General features: G+C 54.7%; 21 protein-coding genes and 1 riboswitch. Of the genes, 12 read left to right on the top strand and 9 right to left on the bottom strand.

Annotation, left to right across the window (positions count from 1 at the left end; translation table 11 throughout):
* Positions 1 to 63: 63 nt before the first annotated feature.
* Both nfsA and NST43_RS00430 read right to left on the bottom strand, forming a co-directional pair.
* Complete coding sequence (gene nfsA / locus NST43_RS00435; RefSeq protein WP_209994428.1) at positions 64 to 816, bottom strand: oxygen-insensitive NADPH nitroreductase; 753 nt, start codon at positions 814 to 816, stop codon at positions 64 to 66.
* 119 nt (positions 817 to 935) lie between these two features.
* On the bottom strand, positions 936 to 2,279 hold the full coding sequence (locus NST43_RS00430; protein ID WP_209994429.1) for a PLP-dependent aminotransferase family protein: 1,344 nt from the start codon (positions 2,277 to 2,279) through the stop codon (positions 936 to 938).
* Between the two features lie 208 nt (positions 2,280 to 2,487).
* Between NST43_RS00430 and NST43_RS00425 the strand changes: the two genes are divergently transcribed.
* The gene (locus tag NST43_RS00425) at positions 2,488 to 3,426 is read left to right on the top strand and encodes a DMT family transporter (RefSeq protein ID WP_339221807.1); all 939 of its coding nucleotides are present in this window, start codon (positions 2,488 to 2,490) and stop codon (positions 3,424 to 3,426) included.
* A 237-nt stretch (positions 3,427 to 3,663) separates the two neighbouring features.
* On the opposite strand, the gene NST43_RS00420 is transcribed toward NST43_RS00425, so the two are convergent.
* From NST43_RS00420 to NST43_RS00410, 3 genes are all read right to left on the bottom strand, one after another.
* Complete coding sequence (locus NST43_RS00420) at positions 3,664 to 6,117, bottom strand: heavy metal translocating P-type ATPase (RefSeq protein ID WP_339221806.1); 2,454 nt, start codon at positions 6,115 to 6,117, stop codon at positions 3,664 to 3,666.
* Positions 6,118 to 6,252: 135 nt separating this feature from the next.
* On the bottom strand, positions 6,253 to 6,453 hold the full coding sequence (locus tag NST43_RS00415) for a copper ion binding protein (RefSeq protein WP_339221804.1): 201 nt from the start codon (positions 6,451 to 6,453) through the stop codon (positions 6,253 to 6,255).
* 33 nt (positions 6,454 to 6,486) lie between these two features.
* Positions 6,487 to 6,765: a metal-sensitive transcriptional regulator gene (locus tag NST43_RS00410; protein ID WP_209994445.1), complete on the bottom strand. Its 279-nt coding sequence runs from the start codon at positions 6,763 to 6,765 to the stop codon at positions 6,487 to 6,489.
* A gap of 339 nt (positions 6,766 to 7,104) precedes the next feature.
* On the opposite strand from NST43_RS00410, the gene NST43_RS00405 reads away from it, so the two are divergent.
* The 9 genes from NST43_RS00405 to NST43_RS00365 all read left to right on the top strand — a co-directional run bounded on the left by NST43_RS00405 (position 7,105) and on the right by NST43_RS00365 (position 15,415).
* On the top strand, positions 7,105 to 8,625 hold the full coding sequence (locus NST43_RS00405; protein ID WP_339221802.1) for an MDR family MFS transporter: 1,521 nt from the start codon (positions 7,105 to 7,107) through the stop codon (positions 8,623 to 8,625).
* Positions 8,626 to 8,634: 9 nt separating this feature from the next.
* Complete coding sequence (locus NST43_RS00400) at positions 8,635 to 9,195, top strand: PadR family transcriptional regulator (protein ID WP_339221800.1); 561 nt, start codon at positions 8,635 to 8,637, stop codon at positions 9,193 to 9,195.
* Between the two features lie 300 nt (positions 9,196 to 9,495).
* The gene (locus NST43_RS00395; RefSeq protein WP_036699028.1) at positions 9,496 to 9,708 is read left to right on the top strand and encodes a hypothetical protein; all 213 of its coding nucleotides are present in this window, start codon (positions 9,496 to 9,498) and stop codon (positions 9,706 to 9,708) included.
* 65 nt (positions 9,709 to 9,773) lie between these two features.
* Positions 9,774 to 10,751: an aldo/keto reductase gene (locus NST43_RS00390; protein WP_339221798.1), complete on the top strand. Its 978-nt coding sequence runs from the start codon at positions 9,774 to 9,776 to the stop codon at positions 10,749 to 10,751.
* Positions 10,752 to 11,569: 818 nt separating this feature from the next.
* Positions 11,570 to 12,892: a hypothetical protein gene (locus tag NST43_RS00385; protein ID WP_339221796.1), complete on the top strand. Its 1,323-nt coding sequence runs from the start codon at positions 11,570 to 11,572 to the stop codon at positions 12,890 to 12,892.
* Between the two features lies 1 nt (position 12,893).
* Positions 12,894 to 13,496, top strand: coding sequence for a signal peptidase I (locus NST43_RS00380; protein ID WP_339221794.1), 603 nt, complete (start codon positions 12,894 to 12,896; stop codon positions 13,494 to 13,496).
* Positions 13,497 to 13,595: 99 nt separating this feature from the next.
* Positions 13,596 to 14,192, top strand: a complete 597-nt coding sequence (locus tag NST43_RS00375; RefSeq protein ID WP_209994436.1) for a TasA family protein — start codon at positions 13,596 to 13,598, stop codon at positions 14,190 to 14,192.
* A gap of 39 nt (positions 14,193 to 14,231) precedes the next feature.
* Positions 14,232 to 14,822, top strand: coding sequence for a TasA family protein (locus tag NST43_RS00370; RefSeq protein WP_209994437.1), 591 nt, complete (start codon positions 14,232 to 14,234; stop codon positions 14,820 to 14,822).
* A 260-nt stretch (positions 14,823 to 15,082) separates the two neighbouring features.
* Positions 15,083 to 15,415: a helix-turn-helix transcriptional regulator gene (locus tag NST43_RS00365; protein WP_209994448.1), complete on the top strand. Its 333-nt coding sequence runs from the start codon at positions 15,083 to 15,085 to the stop codon at positions 15,413 to 15,415.
* A gap of 145 nt (positions 15,416 to 15,560) precedes the next feature.
* On the opposite strand, the gene NST43_RS00360 is transcribed toward NST43_RS00365, so the two are convergent.
* Positions 15,561 to 15,704, bottom strand: a complete 144-nt coding sequence (locus tag NST43_RS00360; RefSeq protein ID WP_339225304.1) for an anti-repressor SinI family protein — start codon at positions 15,702 to 15,704, stop codon at positions 15,561 to 15,563.
* 34 nt (positions 15,705 to 15,738) lie between these two features.
* A riboswitch (cyclic di-GMP riboswitch) is annotated at positions 15,739 to 15,842 on the bottom strand.
* Positions 15,843 to 16,560: 718 nt separating this feature from the next.
* On the opposite strand from NST43_RS00360, the gene NST43_RS00355 reads away from it, so the two are divergent.
* Both NST43_RS00355 and odhB read left to right on the top strand, forming a co-directional pair.
* A complete protein-coding gene (locus tag NST43_RS00355; RefSeq protein ID WP_339221792.1) occupies positions 16,561 to 19,428 on the top strand; it encodes a 2-oxoglutarate dehydrogenase E1 component in 2,868 nt (955 codons plus the stop codon).
* A gap of 59 nt (positions 19,429 to 19,487) precedes the next feature.
* Positions 19,488 to 20,780, top strand: a complete 1,293-nt coding sequence (odhB, locus tag NST43_RS00350; RefSeq protein ID WP_339221791.1) for a 2-oxoglutarate dehydrogenase complex dihydrolipoyllysine-residue succinyltransferase — start codon at positions 19,488 to 19,490, stop codon at positions 20,778 to 20,780.
* A gap of 588 nt (positions 20,781 to 21,368) precedes the next feature.
* On the opposite strand, the gene NST43_RS00345 is transcribed toward odhB, so the two are convergent.
* The 3 genes from NST43_RS00345 to NST43_RS00335 form a co-directional block, all read right to left on the bottom strand.
* Positions 21,369 to 22,619 carry an OFA family MFS transporter gene (locus NST43_RS00345; protein ID WP_339221790.1) on the bottom strand — a complete coding sequence of 417 codons (1,251 nt, stop codon included), beginning with the start codon at positions 22,617 to 22,619 and terminating at the stop codon, positions 21,369 to 21,371.
* Positions 22,620 to 22,742: 123 nt separating this feature from the next.
* A complete protein-coding gene (locus NST43_RS00340) occupies positions 22,743 to 23,474 on the bottom strand; it encodes a LytTR family DNA-binding domain-containing protein (protein ID WP_339221789.1) in 732 nt (243 codons plus the stop codon).
* Positions 23,471 to 25,132, bottom strand: coding sequence for a sensor histidine kinase (locus NST43_RS00335; RefSeq protein ID WP_339221787.1), 1,662 nt, complete (start codon positions 25,130 to 25,132; stop codon positions 23,471 to 23,473). The genes NST43_RS00340 and NST43_RS00335 overlap by 4 nt, the downstream gene beginning before the upstream one ends.
* Positions 25,133 to 25,154: the final 22 nt, after the last annotated feature.

The following is a 25,154-nucleotide window of genomic DNA, read 5'->3' as shown; positions in this document are numbered from 1 at the left end:
CCTCTGGGCACGCCAATCAAAAAAAGGCCTCCCCCACAGACTCCGGAGAAGGCCTTTCCAATTCTAACGCTGCATGAATCCCTTGCTAAGCAGGAATTCCTTCATGTGCAGCCGGGCAGGCTGAGCCAGCCGGCCTGCCATCATCTCCGACCAGGAGGCTGCGCTCTGGCCGCCGGTACGCTCCCGCATATAGTCGCTGGAAATTGCGTCGTACACGCGGGCCTGTTCCACTGCGGCTTCGGCATTGTAGCCGTTATGATGCAGCACTGCTGCCTGCGGCAGGCGCGGGCGGATGCTGTTCATGGCTGCCGGATACCCGAGGCACATGCCGAAGACCGGATAGACCAGCTCCGGCAGTCCGAGCAGTTCGGATACAGCGGCGATCTCATTGCGGATGCCGCCGATATAGACAATGCCCAGGCCGAGCGATTCTGCGGCAACAGCGGCATTCTGCGCGGCCAGCGCCACATCGACAGTCGCTACAATCAGATTCTCGGCCGTATCCTCGTAGGACGGCTTCCCCTGCAAATGCGGAGCGGACGCTTCCCGCAGACGGTACAGATCCGCACACCAGACCAGAAAGACCGGGCACTGCTTGATGTAGGCCTGATTACCGGACAAAACGGATAGCTGCTCTTTAATCGCAGACTCGGTTACAGCAATAACTGTGTAAGCCTGAACATTGCTGGAGGTCGAAGCCATCTGTCCCGCTCCAATTACCGCTGCCAGCAGCTCGTCACTGACCGGCTTGTCCTGATACTGACGGACAGAGGTATGACGGTTCAACAGTTCAAGGGTTTCATTCGTAGGTTTCATTATCGTCCCGCCTCTCTTCACTCCTATATAAGCCTATTATGATCCCATTTCGCGGCTCAGACAACAAGCGGGATTTCCTTCTTCTTCCTCCTCCTCTTACTCCTCTTCCTCTGCCGCCTCTACCACCCGCTCCCGCGCTTCACCTCCTGGACAATCGCCAGGATTCCCTCATCAATCTGCTCCAGCCCGGCGCGGGAGATACTGATACGGAGGAATTTGTCCCGGGTCTGGTAACCCGGCAGATAGAAGCCGTTCCCTGGCACCACGCGGATCTTCCGCCCGGCCAGGCGCTTGACCAGACGCTCCAGGTTGACGGTGAGCGGGAGCTTGAACTGGATATAGATGCCGGAGCTGTCCGCAGAGGCTTCGATTAAGCCTTCCGTATTATGCCGCCCGAGCGCTTCGTATACCGCACGGATTTTTTTGGCGTACATGGCTTTGATCTTATGCCTGTGATGCCCGTACATCCCGTTCTTAATGTATACCTCAAGCGCAGCCTGAGACAGCAGCGAGGTATCGGTGTAGCCTTTATAGGAGCGGAAAGTCTCCAGCAGCGGCTGCGGCACCACCACCGCACCGAGCCTAAGGCCCGGGAAGATGATTTTGGAGAAGCTTTTGAGATAAATGACATGGGAGGTCTGGTCATACGCATAGATCGGGTCATAACGCCGTCCGATCCCCAGATCCGCCATATAATCATCCTCGGCGATATAGACATCGTATTTGGCTGCCAGTCCGGCAATGGCCTTGCGCTCCTCTGTGCTGTAGGTTGTCCCAAGGGGGTTGTGATATCTGGGCATCGCATAAAAAAATTTGAATCGTCCGCTGGCGAACCGCTCCTCCAGCTCCTGCAGGTTGATGCCCGCCGCCGAACGCCCGATTCCGCTCACCGGCAGGCCCTCAGCCTCCAAATACCGCAGATAGATATCATACCCCGGCTGTTCCACCAGAATCTCTGTCCTGCCGCTGGGAAAAGGCATTCTGGCCAGAATTTCCAGCGCCTGCTGAATCCCCGAGGTAATCAGGATCGATTCCGCCTTGGCGAACACCTGATACTCCGCCAGATGCGACACCAGGGTGCGGCGCAGCGTCGCAAGTCCCAGGGCATCGCCATAGGTGAACAGATGGTATTTGTACTGGTCAATCGCCTTATTGAGGCAATGCTGGAAGTCCAGGTACGGAAAGACGTTCAGATCCGGCGATGCCGAAGCAAAATCAACCGTTCCTTCACTCCCCGCCGCTGCCGAATCTGCACTCTTGTCCACCATGTAATAGCCGCTCTGCGGAATAGAGTAGATCGTATGCGTCCGCTCCAGCTCCCCGTAAGCCTTCAGAATGGTACTGACGCTACAGCCGTAGGTTTCTGAAGCACTCCGCACAGACGGCAGCTTATCTCCCGGGCGGTACTGCCCTTCCTTCATCTGCCGCTCCAGCTCTGTGATCACCTGATGATACTTGTTCATCGCCCGCCTCCGTTCGCCGTCATTACCAAGCTATGCCGTGTATTCTATCCTATTATTCTTCCCTTATTATATAGGGATCGCGTCAAACTGTACCGGTACAGTTGAGGAAACCTTGTATTGTTGGTGTACGCCTTTTCCTTTAATTTTAAAGTAATAGATCGAATGTTTACAGCATCCAATCTTCACTAACCTACAAGGAGATGTACCCATGCACAAACAAGGACTTAAGCTGGCCTACAGCTTCGCCGTACTCAATGCGGTCATTATCGGCTTCTCCTTCCTGTTCACCAAAGTGGCACTCGTTCATGCCGGGCCGCTCGACACGCTGACCTTCCGGTTCGCTGCCTCTTTTGCCGTGATGTCGGTTCCGGTCGCCCTCGGCTGGGTCAAGGTTTCCTACCGGGGCAAGCCGATTGGCCGGGCCCTGCTGCTCGCCGCGATGTATCCGCTCGGCTTCTTCACCCTGCAGGTCTTCGGACTTCAGCGCGCCACCTCAGCCGAGGGAGGCATCCTCTACTCGTTCACTCCGGTGGTGACGATGATCATCGCCGGAATTTTCCTGAAAGAGAAGACTACCCTGCTGCAAAAGCTGTGCATCTTCCTCTCGGTATTCGGCGTGGTATTCATCTTCGTCATGAAGGGAAGCGGCATTCAGCTGTCTAATATGACCGGGATTGTGCTGCTGTTTATGACTTGTCTCGCTTTTGCCGGGTACAGTGTGCTGGCCCGCTCCCTCTCCAGCCACTTCAGCCCGGCTGAGCTCAGCTACCTGATGATGGGGGTCGGCTTCGCCACCTTCATGATCATCTCGCTCACCGGACATACAGTCAGCGGAACGCTTGGGGGTTTCCTGAATCCGCTGGGAAGCACAACATTTGTCCTGTCCGCCATATATCTGGGGGTGATCGCCTCGCTGGTCACAACCCTGACTTCAACCTATATTTTATCCAAAATCGAGGCCTCACTCATGAGCGTGTTCACCAATCTATCCACCATCGTATCCATTGCAGCAGGAGCGATCTTCCTGGGTGAGCAGATCACGGTCTATCACTGGATCGGATCCTTCCTGATCATCGCCGGGGTCATTGGCACGAACTTGCTTGGCCGGAAAAAGACCGCTGCGGCTTCCGCATCAACAGGCAAATAGAGCAGAATTGACAGCATTTGTGGATCGATTTAGCTGATTCGACAAGTGGAAACGGCATTGCCGTCCTTTTAAAGGACGGTACCGTTTCAGCGAGAAAAAGGATAGTTATAGCGCGAAGCATATAAATTCTTATCTTTTAAAAAATAAAGAATCGCCGGCAGATACACTCCGGCGATTCTTTGAGTTGCGCCCTTCCGTCCGTCCGGATGACTCCGGCTGCGGCAGGCCGCATAATTCTTACAGCTTGACGCGCTGTAAACGCAGCGCATTCAGTACAACCGATACCGAACTGAAGGCCATCGCGGCTCCGGCCAACCAGGGTGCCAGGAAGCCCAGCGCAGCAATGGGGATTCCGATTGTGTTGTAGGCCAGCGCCCAGAACAGATTCTGCTTGATATTGCGCATGGTTTTGCGGCTCATCAGGATCGCATCCGGGATGCTCATCAGATCGCCGCGCATCAGCGTAATATCCGCCGCCTCCATCGCCACATCCGTACCCGTGCCGATAGCCATCCCCGTATCTGCTGTCGCCAGCGCCGGTGCATCGTTGATGCCGTCGCCGACCATGGCGACCTTGACTCCGCCTTCCTGCAGTCTGCGGATCTCGGCGGCCTTGCCCTCCGGCAGCACCTCTGCCAGCACCGTGCGGATGCCCGCCTGTTCCGCAATAGCCTGAGCTGTAATTTTGTTGTCTCCGGTAATCATTATGACTTCGATACCCATGTCCTGCAATCTGGCTACGGCCGCGCGCGAGGTTTCCTTGATCGTGTCCGCCACTGCTACTACTCCCGCTACCGCATCCTCCACAGAGATCAGCATCGCTGTTTTGCCTTCATGCTCAAGCCGGGTCATGATCCCGGTCCAGGCTTCAATATCCAGCCCGTTCTCTATCATCATCCGCCGCGTGCCTACGCTTACCTTCCGGCCGTCTACGACAGCCGACACGCCGCGGCCCGGCACGGCCTCGAACTGCTCGGCAGGCGGAAGATCAATGCCTCTGCCCTGTGCACCCGCCACAATGGCATCCGCCAGCGGATGCTCCGAGAGCTTCTCCGCAGCCGCTGTAATCGACAGCAGACGATTCTCGGCAAGCACCCTGCCCTGTGTCTCATTTCCTGCAGTCGCTATAATATCGGTCAGCACCGGCTTACCGTTGGTCACCGTTCCCGTCTTATCCACTACAACTACCTTGACGCCCTGTGCAGCCTCCAGATGATGTCCGCCCTTGAACAGGATACCGAACTCAGCAGCCCGGCCGGACCCGGCCATAATGGAGGTCGGGGTTGCCAGCCCAAGTGCACACGGACAGGCAATGACTAGCACCGCGATGGCTTTCTCCAGGGCCTCGGCGAACTGTCCGGGTGCCACCCAGAGATACCAGATCACGAAGGTTACAGCGGCAATGCCGACAACAATCGGCACGAAGATGCCGGAGATGACATCGGCGACCCGCTGAATCGGCGCCTTGGAGCCCTGGGCTTCTTCCACTACTCTAATGATCTGTGCCAATGCCGTATCACGGCCGACCTTGCGGGCTTTGACCCGCAGCATGCCGTTCTTGTTCAGCGTCGCTCCGATCACGGAGTCACCCGGCTTCTTCTCCACCGGGATGCTCTCACCGGTGAGCATGGATTCATCGACTGAGGACAGTCCCTCTACCACTTCACCGTCTACAGGAACCTTCGTGCCGGGCTTCACCAGCACGATGTCTCCGATGACTACATCCTCTACGGGGATGTTCAGCTCCGCACCGTCACGCAGCACCAGCGCAGTCTTGGCCTGAAGCCCCATCAGGCTGCGGATCGCATCCGATGAACGCCCTTTGGCCAGCGCCTCGAACCACTTGCCTACGAGGATCAATGTAATCAGAACCGCACTGGTCTCGAAGTACAGCTCCACCGTATGGTGCATACCGCTCATGTTCAAGGAATCCACCGTCAGGTACAGACTGTAGAAATAAGCGGCTGAGGTGCCCAGTACCACCAGCACATCCATATTGGCGCTGCCGTTCTTAAGTGCCTTATAAGCGCCGACATAGAACTGCCAGCCGATTATGAACTGTACCGGGGTCGCCAGCACCAGCTGGAACCAGGGATTCATGAACAGCTCCGGCGTCCAGATCCAGGTAGTAAAGGAGAAATGGCCAGCCATAGCCCAGAGCAGCGGCAAAGACAGCAGGGCGGAGATCATCCAATTATTGCGCTTGCGCGTAATCTCCTCTCTGCGTTGTCCGGCGATATCCTTGCGGTCCTGCTTGAGGGCCGCCTTGTAACCGATGCTGCTCACCTTATCCATAATCTCGGCAGTACTGATATTACCCGGCGAGTACTCCACATGCGCGGTCTCCAGCGCCAGGTTCACATTGACCGCGGCAATCCCCGGCATCCGTCCAAGCACCTTCTCAATCCGTGACGAGCAAGCCGCACAGGTCATTCCGGTAATATCGAAATCCGCCGACTCCTTCAGCGTATCGTAGCCAAGAGAACGGATCTTCTCTTCAATCTGCGGCATATCCGCAACCGCCGGATCATACCCGACCGTAGCCTGCTCCAGTGCCAGATTAACATTCGCCCGGGATACCCCCTCCATACGGGACAATCCCTTCTCTATCCGCGTCGCACAAGCAGAGCAGGTCATTCCTGTAATCTGCAGCGTGGCCTGCTTCTGGGCAGAATCTGCACTCTTTTCCATCCTCACGCACCTCCTAATACCCCCAAGGGGTATATTTATCTTTAAAATAAAAGGCATTGGCGCCAGCTCCCCTTCTCCAGGATTCCCGGCACCAAGCCCTTGCATTACAGCTAGCTTAGCTAAGTTTAACTATGCTTACACTACATCGTAGCCCTGATCTTCGATCGCTGCCTTGATGGCATCCAGGCTTACTGTATTCTCGTCAAATTCAACCGCTACCGTCTTCGCTGGCAGATCTACCTTCGCCGCTGCACCCACGCCGCTCACAGCCTTCTCCACAGAACTTACACAATGACCGCAAGACATTCCTTCAACCTTCAATGTTACATTCGACATTTGATTACCCTCCTAATTGTTGTTTGGTATAGACTATTTCATCAGCTTATTCACTGTAACCAGCAGCTCGTCGATCACCTCATGCTCACCGGCTTCGATCCGTTCAATAATACAGCTCTTCATATGGCCTTCAAGCAGCAGCCTGCCGACACTATTCAGAGCCGCCTGCACCGCCGCGAGCTGATTAAGCACATCATCGCAGTAGGTGTCGCGTTCAATCATGCCTTTCACCCCGCGGATCTGCCCTTCAATCCGGTTCAGCCGGGTAGTCAATCCATTCTTGAATTCCGGGGAATGATGGCTCTTGCGCACACCGGAAGCGGAAGAATGGCAATCATCACCGCCGCAATCATGTCCAACAGGTTCCTTCTCTTTTGTCGACACAGGAATCAGCCTCCTCTACACCAATATAATATACCCCCCACGGGTATGTCAAGGCCTTAGCGGACACGCGCCTCCCGCCCCTCCTCCAGATACTCTGCCCTATTGCAGCAGGAATAAAGGACCCGCAGATAAGGAATACCAATTACACATATGCAAGTTCCCAAGCAGCTCATACCCCGTCTGTCCTCCTGAAAAAAACAATTGCCACCCTATTCAAATTTGAATATAATAAGATTCCATTGAATTTTAAACATAAAGGAGCTTAACATGCACACCAAAGAAAGTAATCTCAAGCTCGTCATTGTCGGACTGCTGCTCGGCATTCTGATGTCAGCCATGGATAATACCATTGTTGCCGCAGCTATGGGCACGATTGTGTCCGATCTTGGAGGACTGGATAAAATCGTCTGGGTCACCTCTGCCTATATGGTCATGGTTATGGCCGGGACCCCTATCTTCGGCAAATTATCTGATATGTACGGGCGCAAACGGTTTTTCATCTTCGGGCTTATCGTGTTCCTGATCGGCTCCGCCTTGTGCGGAACGGCTACCAGCATCACCCAGCTTAGTATTTACCGCGCGATTCAAGGGATTGGCGGCGGTGCACTGATGCCGATTGCCTTCACGATTGTCTTCGACATCTTCCCGCCTGAGAAAAGAGGCAAGCTCACCGGACTCTTCGGCGCTGTCTTCGGGATCTCCAGTGTGATCGGGCCTCTGCTTGGTGCGTATATCACCGAATATGTGAGCTGGCACTGGATTTTCTATATTAATCTGCCCATTGGGATCGTCTCGTTCTTCCTTATTATGTCCTCCTACAAAGAATCCATAACGCATTCCAAGCAGCGGATCGACTGGGGCGGCGCCTTCGCCCTGGTGGCGGGGATTATCTGCCTGATGTTCGCCCTGGAGCTTGGCGGCAACCAGTATGCCTGGGATTCTCTGGTCATTCTCGGCTTGTTCGCTGCGTTCGCCGTGCTTCTGATCGCCTTCATTATCATTGAAAAAATCGCGGCAGAGCCGGTCATCTCCTTCGCCATGTTCCGCCAGCGCCTGTTCGCAACCAGCAGTATCCTTGGTTTGTTCTATGGTTCGGCATTCATCGTAGCAACGGTATATATCCCGATCTACGTCCAGGGGGTATATGGCGGCTCCGCCACCAACTCCGGCCTGATTCTGATGCCGATGATGATCGGTACCGTAATCGGCAGCCAGTCCGGCGGCCTGCTTACTACCAAAACGAGCTTCCGCAACATCATGCTGCTGTCAGCAGTCTGCTTCGTGGGCGGGATCTATTCCCTCAGTACCTTGACCCCGGAGACTTCCCGTATGGCACTTAATGCCTTCATGGCGCTGACCGGCTTCGGCGTGGGCTTCTCCTTCTCCGTGCTCAGCCTGTCTTCGATCCAGCATTTCGACATGCGCCAGCGCGGTTCGGCAACGTCCACCAGTACCTTTATGCGCTCGCTAGGGATGACGCTGGGGATTACGATCTTCGGCATTATCCAGCGCAACAGCTTCGCCTCGGAGCTTAGCACGGCTTTCGGAGACGGCGGTCAGGCCGCTTCCTTCGGCGATCCGCGTTCCGCATTGACGCCCGAGGCCAGAGCACAGATTCCGCCGCCTGTACTGGAGAAAATCACGAACTCACTGTCTTCGTCAATCTCGCATACCTTCTTGTGGGCGATCGTTCCGGCGGTGCTTACTGTGGTCTTCGTTCTGCTGATGCCGAAGGACCGTCTGCTGCCGCAGGGCAGCAAGCACGGTGCAAATCAAGGTCAGCGGTAAGCCATGCCGATGAAGCTGCTGATTCTGGGAATTCTGCTGGAGCGGGATATGCATCCCTATGAGATCACCCTTGTTATGAAGGAACGCTCCATGGATCAAGTCATCAAGCTGCAGACCGGTTCCTTATATTATGCCGTTGACAAGCTAGCTGCAGGCGGCCATATCGAGGCGGTGGAGATCATTCACAGTCCGGACCGGCCGGATAAGACCATCTACCGCATTACGGATAAAGGCAAAGAATTGATGGAGCAGCTCATTCTCCAGCAGATCAAGAAAAGTGATCCCCCGTATCATCCTCTATACATGGCCCTGGCCCTTGCGCGCCATATCGACCAGGACAAGGTGGCTAAGCTGCTGGAAGAGCGCATCCGGGAGGCGGAGCATCAGGTGAATTTCGCCTATCAAGTATACGAGGAGCATATCTCCATTGTGCCCCGCTCGGTGCTGCATATGATGTACGGCAGATATGAGCATAGCCAGACCGAGCTGAAGTGGCTGAAGCGTCTGTATGAGGATGTAGCTGTCCGTAAAATGAATGATATCGGCAGACCGATTATCGCAGACGAATAAAAGAAGCGGATGAATAGAATAGTACGAAATCAGGGGGATTGTCCGTTCTGCCGTTATCGGCAGCAGGCAGTCCCCTTGTCGTCCGACGCGCCTATTTTGCCCTGTGCGAATCACCTTATATCTCCTACTTGCATCACGACTTTCAGCCGCTGTGATTGTTTAACGAAGACCATATGTGTTTATTAGGGAGCAAACCGCTGGCGAGCGACTCAGCTTCAAATTCAAACCTTAGTCTTTTATATTGTACCTGCTGTGCCGGCCCCGCCTGACGGATACTCTGGAAAGGGAAGTGAAGCCGTTATGAGTGATGACAAAAAGCCGATCAGAGACGAGCGTGACCACCCGGAGCAATACCCTACGGACAAGCCTAGCCTGTTCGATGTGGATGAGAGCCAGCAGCATGTGGACCCGATACCCGTAGAGGACCTGACACTTGAGAAAGAGGAAGAGAAGGATAAGGAGACCACGAAGCACCGTTCCTCCAGTGACAAGAGATACCACACCGGGTTCTAAAGATGTATGCTTTTCCGGTAACATAACCGGAGCATTCTCAAGCTGAATATGATGGAGGGATCACATTGCTGAGAGCGTTACCCCTTAACCGGCGCGGCATACCCGCCAGCCGTATCGCCCTGGGCTGCATGGGGCTGGGCGGCGGCTGGGACCGTGAACCAGTCACGGCTGCGAATGTGAAGCAGGGGCATGAGGCGCTGGATGCGGCGCTGTCTATAGGCATTAATTTTTTTGATCATGCGGATATCTATACCCGCGGCAAGGCGGAGAAGGTATTCGGGCAGATCTTCAAGGAACGGCCGGGGCTGCGCGGGGACATCCTGCTCCAGTCGAAATGCGGCATCAAGCTGATGGAGCCAGGCGATATCTCCAATAGCTTCGACCTCTCCAGGGAGCACATTCTGTCCAGCGTCGATGGAACTCTCGCACGGCTGGGCACAGAGTATATAGATATTCTGCTGCTGCACCGACCCGATCCGCTAATGGACCCCGAAGAGGTAGCGGAAGCGCTGCATCAGCTCAAGGCCTCCGGCAAGGTGCGCCACTTCGGTGTCTCCAACATGAGTGCTGCCCAGATCCAGCTGTTACAGACTTATTGCGACGAGCCGTTCATTGTCAATCAGCTGCATATGAGCCTGTCCCGGATCAGCTGGGTTGACGCCGTACTCAGCGTGAACCGCGACCCGTGGAAGGACATTACGTTCCCGGAGGGCACCATGGAGTATTGCCGTGCCGGGAATATCCAGCTTCAGGCCTGGGGCCCGCTGGCCCAGGGACTCTTCAGCGGACGGCCGCTTGAAGGCCAGCCGGAGAATGTTGTGAATACAGCGGCCATGGTACGGAGACTTGCTGACGAGAAGGCTACGACACCCGAAGCCATCGTGCTGGCTTGGCTAATGACGCATCCCGCAGCCATCCAACCCGTCATCGGCACCGTGAATCCGCAGCGGATCGCCGCCTGTGCAGGCGCAGACCAGCTAGAGCTGTCCCGCAAGGAATGGTATGAGCTGTACGTCACCTCGCGCGGGGAGAAGCTTCCTTAAGATTGGATTTTACTGGAAATCGAATGATTGAACAGGTGCAGATTCATCGAAACCGTACATTTTCATAAAATAGCGGAGAGGTGCTGTCCCAAAAGCCATGAAATGGCTGCTTGGGACAGCTCTTTATGCGGAGTAGGATCAACGTGAGCACTTGGGTGGACGCTGCGCGAACGGACCGTTGTTCCAATCGCTGTGGTCTCCAGATTTTTTTCATTCCCCTTAGCGGTGAAAATCCGGAGACCAAGGCGACCGCTGCCGCTTTTCCACAATCGTTCCGTCCTCTCCGCTGTTTAAGCGGTATACGAAACACCAATCCTAAGAGAATGTCATATAAAGTCTCTTCCAAAAACATAAAGTAGCCCTTTCTTTGCCAAGGAATACACCAACCCATCGTTTAGCCAACTGGTGCAGCATCCGAATTGTGTTCAGTTTTTCGCATACATTCGGCCCACACCCCTCCCGCTCGCCGCCGACTTTCGCCCCATTCAGGGGCACTATTGCCCCTCATTTCCACCACTCGCCCACTATCAGCGAATAACTCTATGCACTTTACCTCCCCCTAGTCTCCCCCTCACCTTTCTCCGCTCCTCCCAGCCACGCCCGCCGACTGTTCTCTATAAAGAACATTTGTGAAAAACAGCGATAACCGCAGTTACAGAGAGATATCCCACTCAATTCGTACTTTATTGCGAACATTTCGCTGAAATTAACATTTTTCTTTTCCAAGCGGCGCAGTGTATGATTTGCTTACGAAAACGTTCTTTATAAAGAACGAATATAACGAATAACTCATTAGCAAGTTGAGAGGGGGCTTAGCTATGTACCCCAGATCTGCCAAGCGGCGCAAACGAAAAGCCAGGAAGCTCGGCCTGCGGATTCTGCAATCAGGTATGGCAGTATCCGTGCTTCTGATGTACACCTCGGGCCAGATCGGCAGTACCTATGGAGAGTTCAAAACCTCCCAGGAACAGATCAGCTCCATCGGACTGTGCTCGGTATTCCCGGGTCAGATTGAACAGCTGCTATCGGAATTCAGCGGGCACCTAAGCACCCTCATGGAGCTGAAATCCTCCCTTGGCAGCCATAGCATCAGTGGAGTGTACAACACTTCTGTCGCTACCGGAGAGCTATCGCTTACGGAGCTGGATCAGGCGGCTGGCGAACTCTCGGCTGAGCTCACTCAAGCTGGCAGCGAGATCGACCTATTGGAGAAGCAACTGAGCTTCAATGGGACGGTCTGGCAACAAATCTTGCAGGAAATTGGCCATGCAGCGGCCATTCTGCACAAGCTCGGAGGATATATGGTGAATCTCGACCCTAACTGTCTGGAAATCCGTGACGCACAGTTCTTCGACCAGCTTCAGGAGAGTCTTCATCAAAGCGGGATTCTATCGGAATCGCTGGCAGAGACGTTAAGCGGAATTATGCATTACCTTGGCACGATCCATGATATCGGCGGATCATTGCCCACCGGCAATCCGGACCGCGTCTTGCTCCGGCAGGATGACTACAGCTTCCCTGCTGAGGAGCCTATCCTCTCGTTCGTAACCAGCGCCTATCAGGCAGATTCGCAGGTATCCCCCGCGCTGCTGAACACGTATGAGCAGATGAATAGCGAATTAACGGCGTCCAAGGATACCCTGTCCTCCACCATCCACACCTTGCAGGAACGGCTGGCAGAGATCGCTGAAGCCAAGACGGCCCTTGAGGACAAAGCGAAGGCACAGCAAGAGGAAGAGGAACGCCTGGCGCTTGAAAAGGCCGATAAATCCAGAGCGGAGGAAGCCGAACGGCTCGCCTTAGAGAAGCAGAAGGCTGCTGACGAAGCGCTGAAGCTGAAGCTGGAGCATGAACAAGCCCAGAACCAGCCGGCCGCAACCAGTCTTCCTGACAAAAGCCAGCCGGGAGAGCAGCCCGCTCCCACAGCTCCTGTACAGGACAATCCAGTCCCCACAGCTTCAGCAGCAGAGGTTATTGCTCCCACTGCCACTCCGGCGCCTGAGATTCTTTTACCGGAAGCGACTCCAGATCATGAACCCGGCAGCGAAATTCCAATTCCGGGCACTGTGATGGACGGCGGGCAGCCTGCTCCTACAGCTACACCGGCTCCACAATCTGAACCCAGCAAAGGTGGCGAATAAGATGCGCATCCGAAAAATAGTCAATACGATAATTTCCACTCTGATTCTTATAGTGTTCCTGGTGCTAATCACAGCCGTTGTCATCTCCAAAGCCTCCGGCGGCGAGCCCTCCTTCTTCGGCTACCAGATCAAGACGGTATTATCCGGCTCCATGGAGCCCGGCATTCAGACCGGTTCCATTGTGGCCATTAAGCCGGGCGGGGACATGAGCCGGTTCCAGAAGGGCGATGTGATCACTTTTTTGAATCCCGATAACATTCTGATCACCCACCGCGTGGTCGCTGCCGAGCTGAACAGTGCTCTGGGGGAAGCCAGCTACACCACCAAGGGCGACAATAATGATTCAGCCGACACCGCCGCCGTCAGCTCCACGAATGTGGTAGGTGAGTATACCGGCGTGACCGTCCCCTATGTGGGCTATGCCATGAGCTTCGCAGTCTCCAAAGCCGGAAGCGTAGTGCTGATGATTATTCCCGGACTGCTTCTGCTCCTCTACGCGCTGTATTCTTCATGGAAGGCCGTTGCGGCACTGGAAAAGAAGAACGTCTCGTCTTCCGCAACCGGCGGCGGCGGGCCGGATACTTTGACTGACCTCATACAATGATCGATTGTCCTCTCCCGTTTACGAAACGCGGAGCCACAATACAGCTTGCCGGAAGCACCGGCTATGCACAAAGCAGACTCATAAGAGAGGGATGAACAAATGAACGTCAAAAAAACATTAGGTCTCGGCGTTGTATCGGCAGCATTAGGCTTGACCCTGGTCGGCGGAGGCACCTTCGCTTACTTCAGCAGCACTTCTACTTCCTCAGCTTCTTTTAACAACGGAACCTTATCACTTCAATCTGATCCCTCCGTCATTGTTAATCTCAGCAACCTCAAGCCGGGTGATACCGTCTTACGGGACTTCAAACTCAAAAATGACGGGACACTCAATATTCCCAAAGTGGTACTGCGCACCTCATCCGCCATTACAGACGCTCAGGGAGACAACGGCTCCCACAATTTCAAGGATGATATTATTGTGACCTTCCTCGTGAACAAGGATAAGAAAGAATCGCCGCTCCTGGTCATCTCGCTGGCCGATCTGGAGCAGGAGAGTCCCGATCTGGTGGCCCGGGGAATTGTCGGAGCGATCTTAGGCGGAGAGAAGTCCGGCATTAAAGCCGGTACCTCGGATAACCTGACCATCCAGTTTGCCTTCAAGGAGACCCTCCAGCCGCAGAACTATTATCAGGGCGATACGCTTGCACTGACGCTGAATTTCGAAGCCAACCAGGAAAAAGGCAGTCTCAAATAATTCCACAACAAATCAAACCATTCGAGGAGGAAATAAATCATGGGTATCAAAAAAACATTGGGTCTTGGCGTAGCATCGGCAGCACTGGGTTTGTCTTTAATCGGCGGGGGCACCTTCGCTTACTTCAGCTCCACAGCCACCAGCACGGCAACCTTCGCCGCAGGTACGCTGAAGCTCGGCTCTTCCTTCAATACTCCGGTAGCGCTGACGAATCTGAAGCCGGGAGACTACACCGTCCGCACCTTCACCTTGTCCAATGACGGCACACTGGATATCAAGCTCCTCAAGCTTGCCACCACTTACACCGTGACCGATGCCATGGGTGATAACGCGGGCCAGGATCTCGGAGACCACTTCAAGGTCAAGCTCCTAGATAGTACGTACACCGGCGGTTCACTAAGCGGTCATGTGCTGTCCGAGATCTCCCTGAAGGATCTGAAGAATACCCCCAGCTACGATCTCGTAGCAGCAGGCGTACTGCCAGGAGGGATTGCCGCCGCCGGGTCCAAGACCTTCAAGATCGCTTTCGAATTCGTAGACAACACGCTCGATCAGAACATTTTTCAGGGTGACGGCTTAGCTCTGAACTGGACCTTCGATGCACTTCAAGGACTGGGAGAAGCCAAGTAGGTCAGCAATCCATGAAGACGGCACATCCTTCCCCAACCGGGCCGGGTGTGCCTTTTCCTTTTCTCCCGGCTGCCGGGTTCAATGAATTTTGTCCGATTTGCGGATTTTTGTTATACTTACAAATGGAAACGGCTTTACTGTCCCTTTAAAGGGCGGTGCCGTTTCAGCGAGAAAGATAAGGAGAATGTATAGCGCGAAGCATATAAATTCTTATCTTTTACCAAAAAAGTACGGAGGGCGTTGTAATCGTGTCAGATACTATGGGAAGCCGCATCCACAAACTCCGGCTGGAGAAGGGCTATTCGTTATCCGAGCTTGCGGATAAGGCTGATGTGGCGAAATCATACCTCAGTAATGTGGAACGGAACATTCAATCCAACCCCTCCATTCAATTCATCGAAAAAATCGCTGACGCGCTTCAGGTATCCATTCATGCACTGCTGTATGGCGGGCTGGCAGAGACGGAAGAACAGGCTCTGGACGGGGAATGGTTCCGGCTGGTTCAGGAGGCCATGGCCTCCGGTATAAGCAAACGGGAATTCAAGGAGTTCCTCGATTACCAGAAATGGCGTATGGATCAAAAGGACAACTAGACGTAGTATTGTATGCCGCCGGGAAGACTTCACTTGGCAGGGAGGCCACCTTCGGCGAAGGCATCCTTTCAAAGGCATACAGAAAAGGCACAGCGTACCGGCCGCTGTGCCTTTTCTGTATGTATCCGAACAATGATGACCGCCCTTACATCGCCTGGAGTGCCTTTTCGCTTAGAAACCGGCGGATATCCTCTGCCGCGATCCCCGCCTGCTTGGCAGACATCAGCAAGTCTACCCATTCCAAATCCAGATCTACTGCCTGCAACTCGTTATTCCCCTGGTTGGACATATCCAAGAAATCTCCTCCTAGAATTTTCGCGTCCCCAGGCAGTCCGGCCATCATAGTAGTATTGCTACTTTGTAGTATTTCTACTTTAGATCCGAGACTTTGTGCCCCTGTCTTTCGGCAGGTTTACCTTTTACTGGACCCTTTCCATCATGAAAGGATCTGGCAAGAATCGATGAAACCGTTCTCCGCAATAACATTATACAAGATCATACGCGATTAGTGTGTCGTTTTCTGGAATTTTTTTATGTTAAAATGTGAGGAAACTTAGCTGAAATTGCCAGCAGCTTGTATAAATATTTCCAGTTCCAAGTTCAAACCCTATGTAATAGTTTAAATATACTAAAGGGAACTCTAACCGCCCCGGCTTACCGCTGCACGCACCATCGTATAGAGACAATTACCCATTTGTATATATAACGGAGAGTTATGTGAGTTTATATTTTGAAAGCACTAAAGAAATAACAAAAAGCAAAAGAAGCGGAGGGGAAATTTGGAACTGGAGGAGCGGCAGCGTCCGCCTTTGTATTTGGATTTCTACCGCGAAGAGCGGTTCAAATTAGGAAATTCAAATACAACAGCGGCCGGAGGTCCAAATGTTCACCGCAGCGACGGTCCAGCTTCGTTTCAATTCTTAAGTGCGTCCATATATAAATGAATTATTTCTATTTATGATAGTTCCGTATGAATACTGTAATGAATCATGCCAAATTGCGAACGGATTGACCGAAAGTATGAATTGATTACCCCGCCGGAAAGTAGCACAATAGGATGAGAATGAAACCGCAAACATTTGCAGCTCCGCCAAGTGGCACACTGGATGCCTCGCGTGGAGTTTATCCGTTAGGAGGACCTATTCATGGCAGTCAAAGAGCCCTATAACGACACAGTATGGAGCAAATACTACGGCCCCAACCTGGGCTACATCCAAGAAAGATATGAGCAATTTGTCAAGGACCCCTCTTCTGTTGAACAACATTACCGCGATCTCTTCACCGTATCCGGCCCCCCTCCACTGGCACCCGATGCCGAGAGGGCTCCAAGGCCTGCCGTATCCGCAGATGCGCAGTGGCTCAAAAAGGCCGTCAAGGCCTCGAAGCTGATCGCCAATATTCGTATATATGGCCATATGGCCGCAGACATTGACCCGCTGGAGCGCAGCACGAACCCGATGGCCAAATGGCTGGAGCTGGAGACCTACGAGCTTACCCGCGAGGATCTTAATGCACTGCCCGCTTCGCTGATCTGGGATAATGCCCCTGCGGATGTGCATACCGCGATGGATGCCGTCCACAGAATGCGCCAGGCCTATACCCAGACCATCGCCTATGAATTCGGGCATGTACATGATGAACGCGAGCTGCGCTGGCTCAACAGCCAGGCGGAATCCATGACCTCCCCTGCCCCGCTGAATAATACAGAGCGTAAAGAGCTGTTGAAGCGGCTGATCCAGGTGGAGCATTTCGAGACCTTCCTGCACAAGACCTTCGTCGGCCAGAAGCGCTTCAGCCTGGAGGGCAATGACGCCCTTGTGCCGATGCTGGATGAGATTGTCCGCGCCGCCGCGCATGATGGCGCAGAGCATATTCTGATGGGCATGGCCCACCGTGGAAGACTTAATGTGCTGGCTCATATTCTGGGCAAGCCTTATGATATTATTTTCTCGGAATTCCATCACTCGCCGAACAAAGAGCTGTTCCCTTCAGAAGGCTCCATGGGCGTGACCTACGGCTGGAGCGGTGATGTGAAGTATCATCTCGGGGCTGACCGTGCCGTCCGCGAAGGCGAGACCGTGCGCACCCGGATCACGCTTGCGAATAACCCGAGTCATCTAGAATTCGTCAATCCTGTAGTTGAGGGCTTCACACGTGCTGCACAGGAAGAGCGCAACGCTCCGGGAATGCCTAAGCTGAATACAAGCAAGGCCATGGCTGTGCTGATGCACGGCGATGCCGCCTTCCCTGGAGAGGGCATTGTCGCTGAGACGCTTAATATCGGCAAATTGCAGGGTTATCAGAATGGCGGTACCGTGCATATTATCGTCAATAACCGGATCGGCTTCACCACAGAGAGCGAAGATTCCCGCTCCACCCATTATGCCAGCGACTTGGCCAAAGGGTATGAGATCCCGGTCGTGCATGTCAATGCCGATGACCCTGAAGCTTGTATTGCCGCAGTCCGTCTGGCCTGCGCTTACCGCCATATGTTCAAGAAGGACTTCCTGATTGATCTGATCGGCTACCGCCGCCACGGGCATAATGAAATGGATGATCCCGAGACTACACAGCCGATTGTATACGGCAAGGTGCGGAACCACCCTACTGTATACCGCGCTTATGCAGAACGCCTGGAGCGCGAGAAGGTAATTACAGCCGATGATGTAACGAACATGATTGCCGAGGCGGAGAGTGTCCTTCAGCAGGCCTTCGATCAGATGAAGGAAGGCAAGCAGAAGAATGCGGAATCCAAAACCGCCGTCGCGCTGGATAACGACAGTCCCCAGAAGCGTCCGAATGCCTTCCCGCTGGCCGGTCTGCAGGAGATTAACCGCGAGCTGCTGCGCGTACCGGCCGGCTTCAAGGTCTATCCGAAGCTGGAACGGATATTGCAGCGCCGCAAGGATGCACTGAATGACGGAGAGCGGGTGGACTGGGCACTGGCAGAGACGCTTGCCTTCGCTACCATCCTGAAGGATGGCACGCCGATCCGCCTCAGCGGACAGGATTCACAGCGCGGCACCTTCGCCCACCGTCATCTGGTGCTGCATGACAGCGAGAACGGTGAACTCTATGCTCCGCTGCATCAGCTGAGTGATGCCGCCGCTTCATTCGGCGTCTACAACAGTCCGCTGTCCGAGGCCTCTGTCCTCGGCTTCGAATATGGTTATAATGTGTTCGCACCGGAGACCTTCGTCATCTGGGAGGCTCAATACGGCGACTTCGCCAATGCCGCTCAGGTCATTATTGACCAGTTCATTTCTGCCGGACGCGCCAAGTGGACACAGCGCAGCAACCTGACAATCCTGCTGCCTCACGGCTATGAAGGCCAAGGACCGGAGCACTCCAGCGGCAGAATGGAACGGTTCCTCCAGCTCTCCGCCGAGGAGAACTGGACTGTAGCCAACCTGACCAGTGCTGCGCAGTATTTCCATCTGCTCCGCCGTCAGGCCGCGCTCTGCGGACAACCGGATGCCCGGCCGCTGGTTATCATGGCGCCGAAGAGCCTGATCCGTAACACGCGCAGCACCTCAGCCGGAGCGGATCTCGCTTCGGGCATCTTCCAGCCGGTTCTTCCCGAGCCGCTGCTCGGCAGTAAGCCGGAAGCAGTGAAGCGCCTCGTGGTATGCAGCGGCAAGGTGGGCATCGATCTCCAGACGGAGCTGGAGGCCACACGCGGACAGGACTTCTCCTGGCTGCACATTTTGCGCATGGAACAGCTCTATCCGTTCCCGGAACGCGAGATTGGCGCTCACCTTAGCGGCTTCAGCTCTCTGGAGGAGATCGTCTGGGTACAAGAGGAACCGAAGAATATGGGCGGGTGGACGTATGCCGAATCCCGGCTGCGCGCCATCGCACCGCAGAAGGTCACCGTCCAGTACATCGGCCGTCCGGATCGTTCCAGCCCGGCTAGCGGCTACGCAGATGTCCACAGCTTCGAGCAGCGGCGCATTGTCCGGGAAGCCCTGAAATTGAATGCTGCAGTGCAAGCACCTGTACCGTCTTCCTGAGCACAGTAAGGCGGTCATACGATATCACGCACACCACTATATTTGGGGAGGTACGGCCTGTGTCCGAGATAAAAGTACCCGATTTGGGCGAATCGATTTCCGAAGGAACGATCTACAAATGGCTGGTTAAAGAAGGCGACACTGTCGGCCAGGGGGATGTGCTTGCCGAGCTTGAGACCGACAAGGTCAATCTCGAGATCAGTGCGGAGGAGGACGGCGTCATCTCCTCCATCCTGCGCCAGGCGGGCGAGAACGTTGCCGTTGGCGAAGCCATCGGCATCATCGGCGCCGGCAGCGCCGCGGGTGCTGCCAGCGGCGGCAAGCCGGAAGCGGCCGCACCGCAGAGCGGCAGCGTGCCTGCAGCGGCCGCAAGTGCAGCAGCGGCTGAACCGGCCGCTGCTGTAACGGCTCCAGCCGCCGCCGAAGGTGCGGCGGCTGGCACTGCGGCCCTGGCTTCGCCGGGGGCGCGCAAGCTGGCGCGGGAGCGGGGCATCGACCTCGGCGAGGTCAGTGCCCGCGACCCAATCGGCCGGATCGGTCAGGCCGATGTGAATGGTCATGGCGCAGCCGGGCCGCAGGCGGCTGCGCGGCCGGAGCCGGCGAAGCCCGCGCCGACGGCAGCGGGCAAGGCGCCGCACGCCGAGGACGGCAAAGCCACCGAGCGCAAGCGCATGTCGCGGCGGCGGCTGACGATTGCCAGCCGCCTGGTCGAAGCGCAGCAGACGGCCGCGATGCTGACCACCTTCAATGAGGTGGACATGACCGCCATTCTCGACATCCGCAAGCGCCGCAAGGATGCCTTCAAGGAGAAGCACGAGGTCGGGCTCGGCTTCATGTCCTTCTTCACCAAGGCCGTCATCGGCGCGCTCAAAGCTTACCCGATGCTGAATGCCGAGATCGACGGGGAAGATCTCCTGCTGAAGAAATATTATGACATCGGCATTGCCGTAGCTGCCAAGGAAGGCCTGGTTGTACCAGTCGTCCGCGATGCCGACCGGCTTAGCTTCCCTGAGATCGAGCGGCGGATCGGCGAGCTGGCCTCCAAGGCGCGCGCCAATACGCTCAGCCTGCCGGAGCTTCAGGGCGGTACCTTCACGATCACGAACGGCGGAGTGTTCGGCTCCCTGCTGTCCACACCGATCCTCAACACCCCGCAGGTCGGCATTCTCGGCATGCACAAGATCCAGCTGCGCCCAATCGCGCTGGATGAGGAACGGACGGCCAACCGTCCGATGATGTACATCGCCTTGTCCTACGATCACCGGATCGTGGACGGCTCAGAAGCGGTCAGCTTCCTGGTTAGAGTCAAGGAATTGCTGGAGGACCCGGAATCCCTGCTGCTGGAAGGCTAACCTTCCCTCCGCAGCTTTTTCCTCCTTCTTATACACATAGTCCTAGACAAACAGGCATCCGTAGAGCGAACCCGCTCTGCCGGATGCCTGTTTTCTGGTTACAACAATTGAAACTGCTGCACAGAATACAACATTCCTCTTATAAAAGGAATCAAATTCATCAATTGTTGTACGAAATGCAGGATTGCCTCTCACCCAAGCGACTAAGCACGCTAATTCCTGTATTCTCTGCAACAATCTCACCAAACAACTAGGGATGTGCGAATCCAAGTTGTAATAAATGCAACATTAGCGAAAGATACCAACAGTACTTGGCACTTCGCCCTCGACACTTCCGCACTCTCACTCCCGTGCAACTACATTCTATTTAGTTTTCCACACACATCCGCCCTCCTCACCCCGCTCCAGCACATCCTATTCAGTTTTTCACATCCATCCACCTCACTCCCCCCACTCCACCCCACCCCCCAACAAAAAAGAGACCTCCCCCCCGCTAACGCGGACGTAGGACATCTCTTCTCCGAATTATTCTCTTTGTCTATATTACTCTTATTTGCTTCTCTTAAGCCGACGTAAGTCGATATAGGCTTAAGCCGTATGCCGTGATGGCTTCAGGCTCATTCCCTTGGCTTTGGCTGCTCTGGCTACCGGAGGCTGCAGCGAAACCGCCAGGATGCAAGCCAGAATACACAGCAGTCCGATGATGTTAAAAGTAGGCTTGAACCCGCCGAGGAAGGCAGCGATGAACGAACCGGATAGCGCGCCGATCCCGAAGCCCTGATAGATGATGCCGTAGTTCTTGCTGTGATTCTTCAGGCCGAAGAAGTCACTGACAATCGCCGGGAAGACGGTAATGTTACCGCCGAAGCAGAAGGCGATGGCTGCCACGCAGGCGAAGAACAGGCCATAGCTCAGTGTGGCATAGCTGAGGATAAACATCGCCGCAGCCGTTACCGCCAGCGTGATACTAATCAGCTTGGTCCGGCTTACCCGGTCGGATAATGCGCCAAGAATCAGGCGTCCGGCCGTATTGAAAATAGCAATCATCGCTACAGCATTTGCCGCCGTCGCCACATCCATCCCCGCCAGCTGCACACCGATATCCTTTACGATACCGATCAGATAGAGGCCGCTCATGCAGGCGGTGAAGAAGATCACGAACAGCAGGTAGGCTTCCTTCGTACGGAGCATTTCTTTTACCGTATAATCTTTAGGCAGAAGTGCAGTCCCGGAGGCGGCCAGCTTCTGATTGCCCATGACTGGTGCAGCTACCGGAGCTTCCCGGACCAGCAGCGAGCCGATGAGGATCATCATCATGACCATCAGGCCCCAGTATAGAAAAGCATTCGACACCCCAGCCGATTCAATCAGGCCGCCGTTGATGTATTTGAAGATCAGACTGCCCGTTCCGTAAGCACCCACGGACACCCCGGAGATCAGTCCCTTATTCTTCGGGAACCACTTCATCAGGTTGGACAGCGAAGTAATATACGCCGTTCCGTCCGCATATCCGACCACTACGCCAGCCAGCAGGTAGAACATCGGCAGGGAACTGGCCTGCGAGCTTAGAATCAGCCCCAGCCCCAGCAGTATGCCGGAAGCTGCGGTCAGTCTGCGGAGACCGAACCGGTCCTGCAGCTTGCCTGCGAACAGTGTGGCGAAGGCCAAGGCAAAGCTGGTAATAGAAAACGTTATCGAAACTGAGCTAAGCTCAAACCCAAATGTACTGACAAGATGTGCATTGAACAGGCTCCAGGTGTAGATGGTACCGAGTCCCATTTGCATAATTACTGTACCTAGTACGATGAGCCACCGTTTACTGGTCATTGTCGTTGTCATGGTGATTCCTTCTTTCTCTTTCGAAGTCGCTTCAAGGCTTACTTTGCCTCTTCATTGTAGCGAAAGGAGCTCCTTCTGAGAGAAATCCGGAATGAGATGACACTGACGGGGAATGAACTGCCGCTAGAGACGCATAATCTGCCTGAATTCCTTCACCTTGCTGCAGCTGACTGGAACCTCCACATTCAGATCACGCAGCCTAAGCAGATAGGTATTGTTGAACCAGGGGATGATTTCCTTGATTTTGGACAGATTGACGAGATAGGAGCGGTGACAGCGGAAGAACTGCTCCTGTGGCAGGCGGGTATGGAATTCGCTGATACTTAGGGCCATGCTGTATTCCTCCCCCTTGGTGATCACACTCGTTGTTTTCTCCTGCGCCGAAGCATAATAGATCTCGTCTGCATCGACGACGATAATCTTTTCATTTTTCCACAGATTGACCTTATCGCTGCCCAGCTTCACCGGCCCCTCTTCCCCCTGGCGGCTTCTGGCCGCGATGGCACCTTCCAGCTTCTGCAGCATCGCTCTGATCCGCGTCTCGCTGTAAGGCTTCAGAATATAGTCGAATGCTTCAATCTCGAACGCCTCGGCGGCATGCTCCTTATAGGCTGTAATGAACACAATATACGGCTTGACCGCGAACCGGCTGATATTATGGGCCAGCAGCACCCCGTCAATCGAAGGGATATTGATATCCAGGAAAATCACATCCACCGTATCCGTCTGCAGATACTTCAGCGCATCCAGCCCGTCCTCGAATTCCGCCGCAATCTTGAACTGACTATGGGTCTGAATCAGATACGTAAGCTCCTGTCTTGCCAGCACTTCATCCTCGACAATGATCGCTCTCATCGCTGCTCCTTTATCACATCAAAATATATTTCCGTCCCCTTAGCCAGCCGGTGGATGGTCAGACCCGTGCCGTAGATCAGCTTGATACGCTGGTGTACGTTGTTGAGGCCGATTTTGTTGCCCTCCATGCTTCCGCTGTAGACCTTCGCAATCGTCTCTTCACTGATTCCCGCTCCGGTATCGGCAATTCGCACCCTTACGCTGTCTCCGTGGTCCTTGACCGAGATGTCCACCGTTCCGTTCCCTTTCCCCTTCAAAATCCCGTGGATAATCGCATTCTCCACCAGCGGCTGAATGACCAGACTCGGAATGCGCACCGCTACCTCATCTATGTCGTACAGAACGCTCAGGCGGCTGCCGAAGCGGGCCTTCTCAATCTCCACATAATGCTGCACCTGCTGCAGCTCGCGCCGGATATCTATGGACTCATCGGTCAGCTCCAGATTATACCGCATATACCCCGACAGATTGACGATCAGCTCACGCGCCTTGTCCGGGTCGATCCGGATCGAGGAGATAATCGCATTCAGCGCATTGAACAGAAAATGGGGGTTGATACTGGTCTGCAGTGCCTTCAGCTCGGCCTTGTTGGCCATCTCCTTGATCCCCTCAACCCGTGACACCTCCATCAGTGTGGAGATGATCTGTGACAGCCCTACAGCCATAGCCTGGAGGGAATAGGTGATTTTATGCGCGTGGGTATAGTAGATCTTGAGTGACCCTGTCACCTCACCCTTCTCCTTCAGCGGAATAATGATCAACGAGCGGATGTCCCGGTTCATGTACTCGGTATCGTCGTCACGGATGGTAATCTCCCCGCTGCTCAGCGTCTGCTTCGTCTCCTCACTGATGATCTCATTAGCTTCGGCATAATATTCTTCCCCGACACCCACGTAGGCCAGAATGACTTTGGTATCGGTAATTGCCACCGCATCGGCCCCGATATCCTCTTGGATGATTCCGCAGATCGTACGCAGCGACTCGGGAGTAATACTGCGGAAATACGGAAGCGTCTTATTGGCAATCTCCAGCGCCAGCTTGGACTGCTTCGCGGCAATACGTTCTTTCTCCCCTTCTACACTCTGCACAAGCGTAACGATCAGCCCGGCACAGATCTGCCCCATAATCATCGGAAAAGCAATCTTGGACACGATATCCACCCCCAGCGAATGGGGATCAGCCATCACAAGAATCAGCGCCATCGTCAATGCCTCACAGGCCATTCCGGCGGCAATGGCAGCGATCCAGCGCCGTTCAGGCGAAGTGCGCCGGTAGATAACCCCGGATACCACACCAGCTGTAATGCTGGTAATCAGACACGGGAGCGAAGTGACCCCGCCGATATCGATCAGGAAGCGGTGTACGCCCGAGAGGATCCCGGTAATCAGCCCGACCCAAGGGCCGAACAGAATCCCCCCGGCTATAATGGCGATAATCCGCACATTGACCAGAGACCCCTCCACATTAATCCCGCTGTAGGTTCCGAAGATGGCGAACAGGCTGAAGATGACCGTGACAATCGCCAGCTCCTGCGGCGCATGAATCCCTTTGGCAAAAATCTCCTTGAACCTCGGCACCCGGCTCAGAACGAACAGACACATCAGCAGCAGCGCTGCCCGCTCAAACAATTGCAGCAGAATACTCAAATTATATTGCACACTCAGGCCTCCATAGGACAAG

It is taken from the genome of Paenibacillus sp. FSL H8-0332, assembly GCF_037963835.1.
GTDB classification, from domain to species: Bacteria; Bacillota; Bacilli; order Paenibacillales; family Paenibacillaceae; genus Paenibacillus_AQ; species Paenibacillus_AQ rhizoplanae.
Note: the sequence above shows the minus strand (reverse complement) of the source record. Positions and strands in the feature narration are given on the sequence as shown.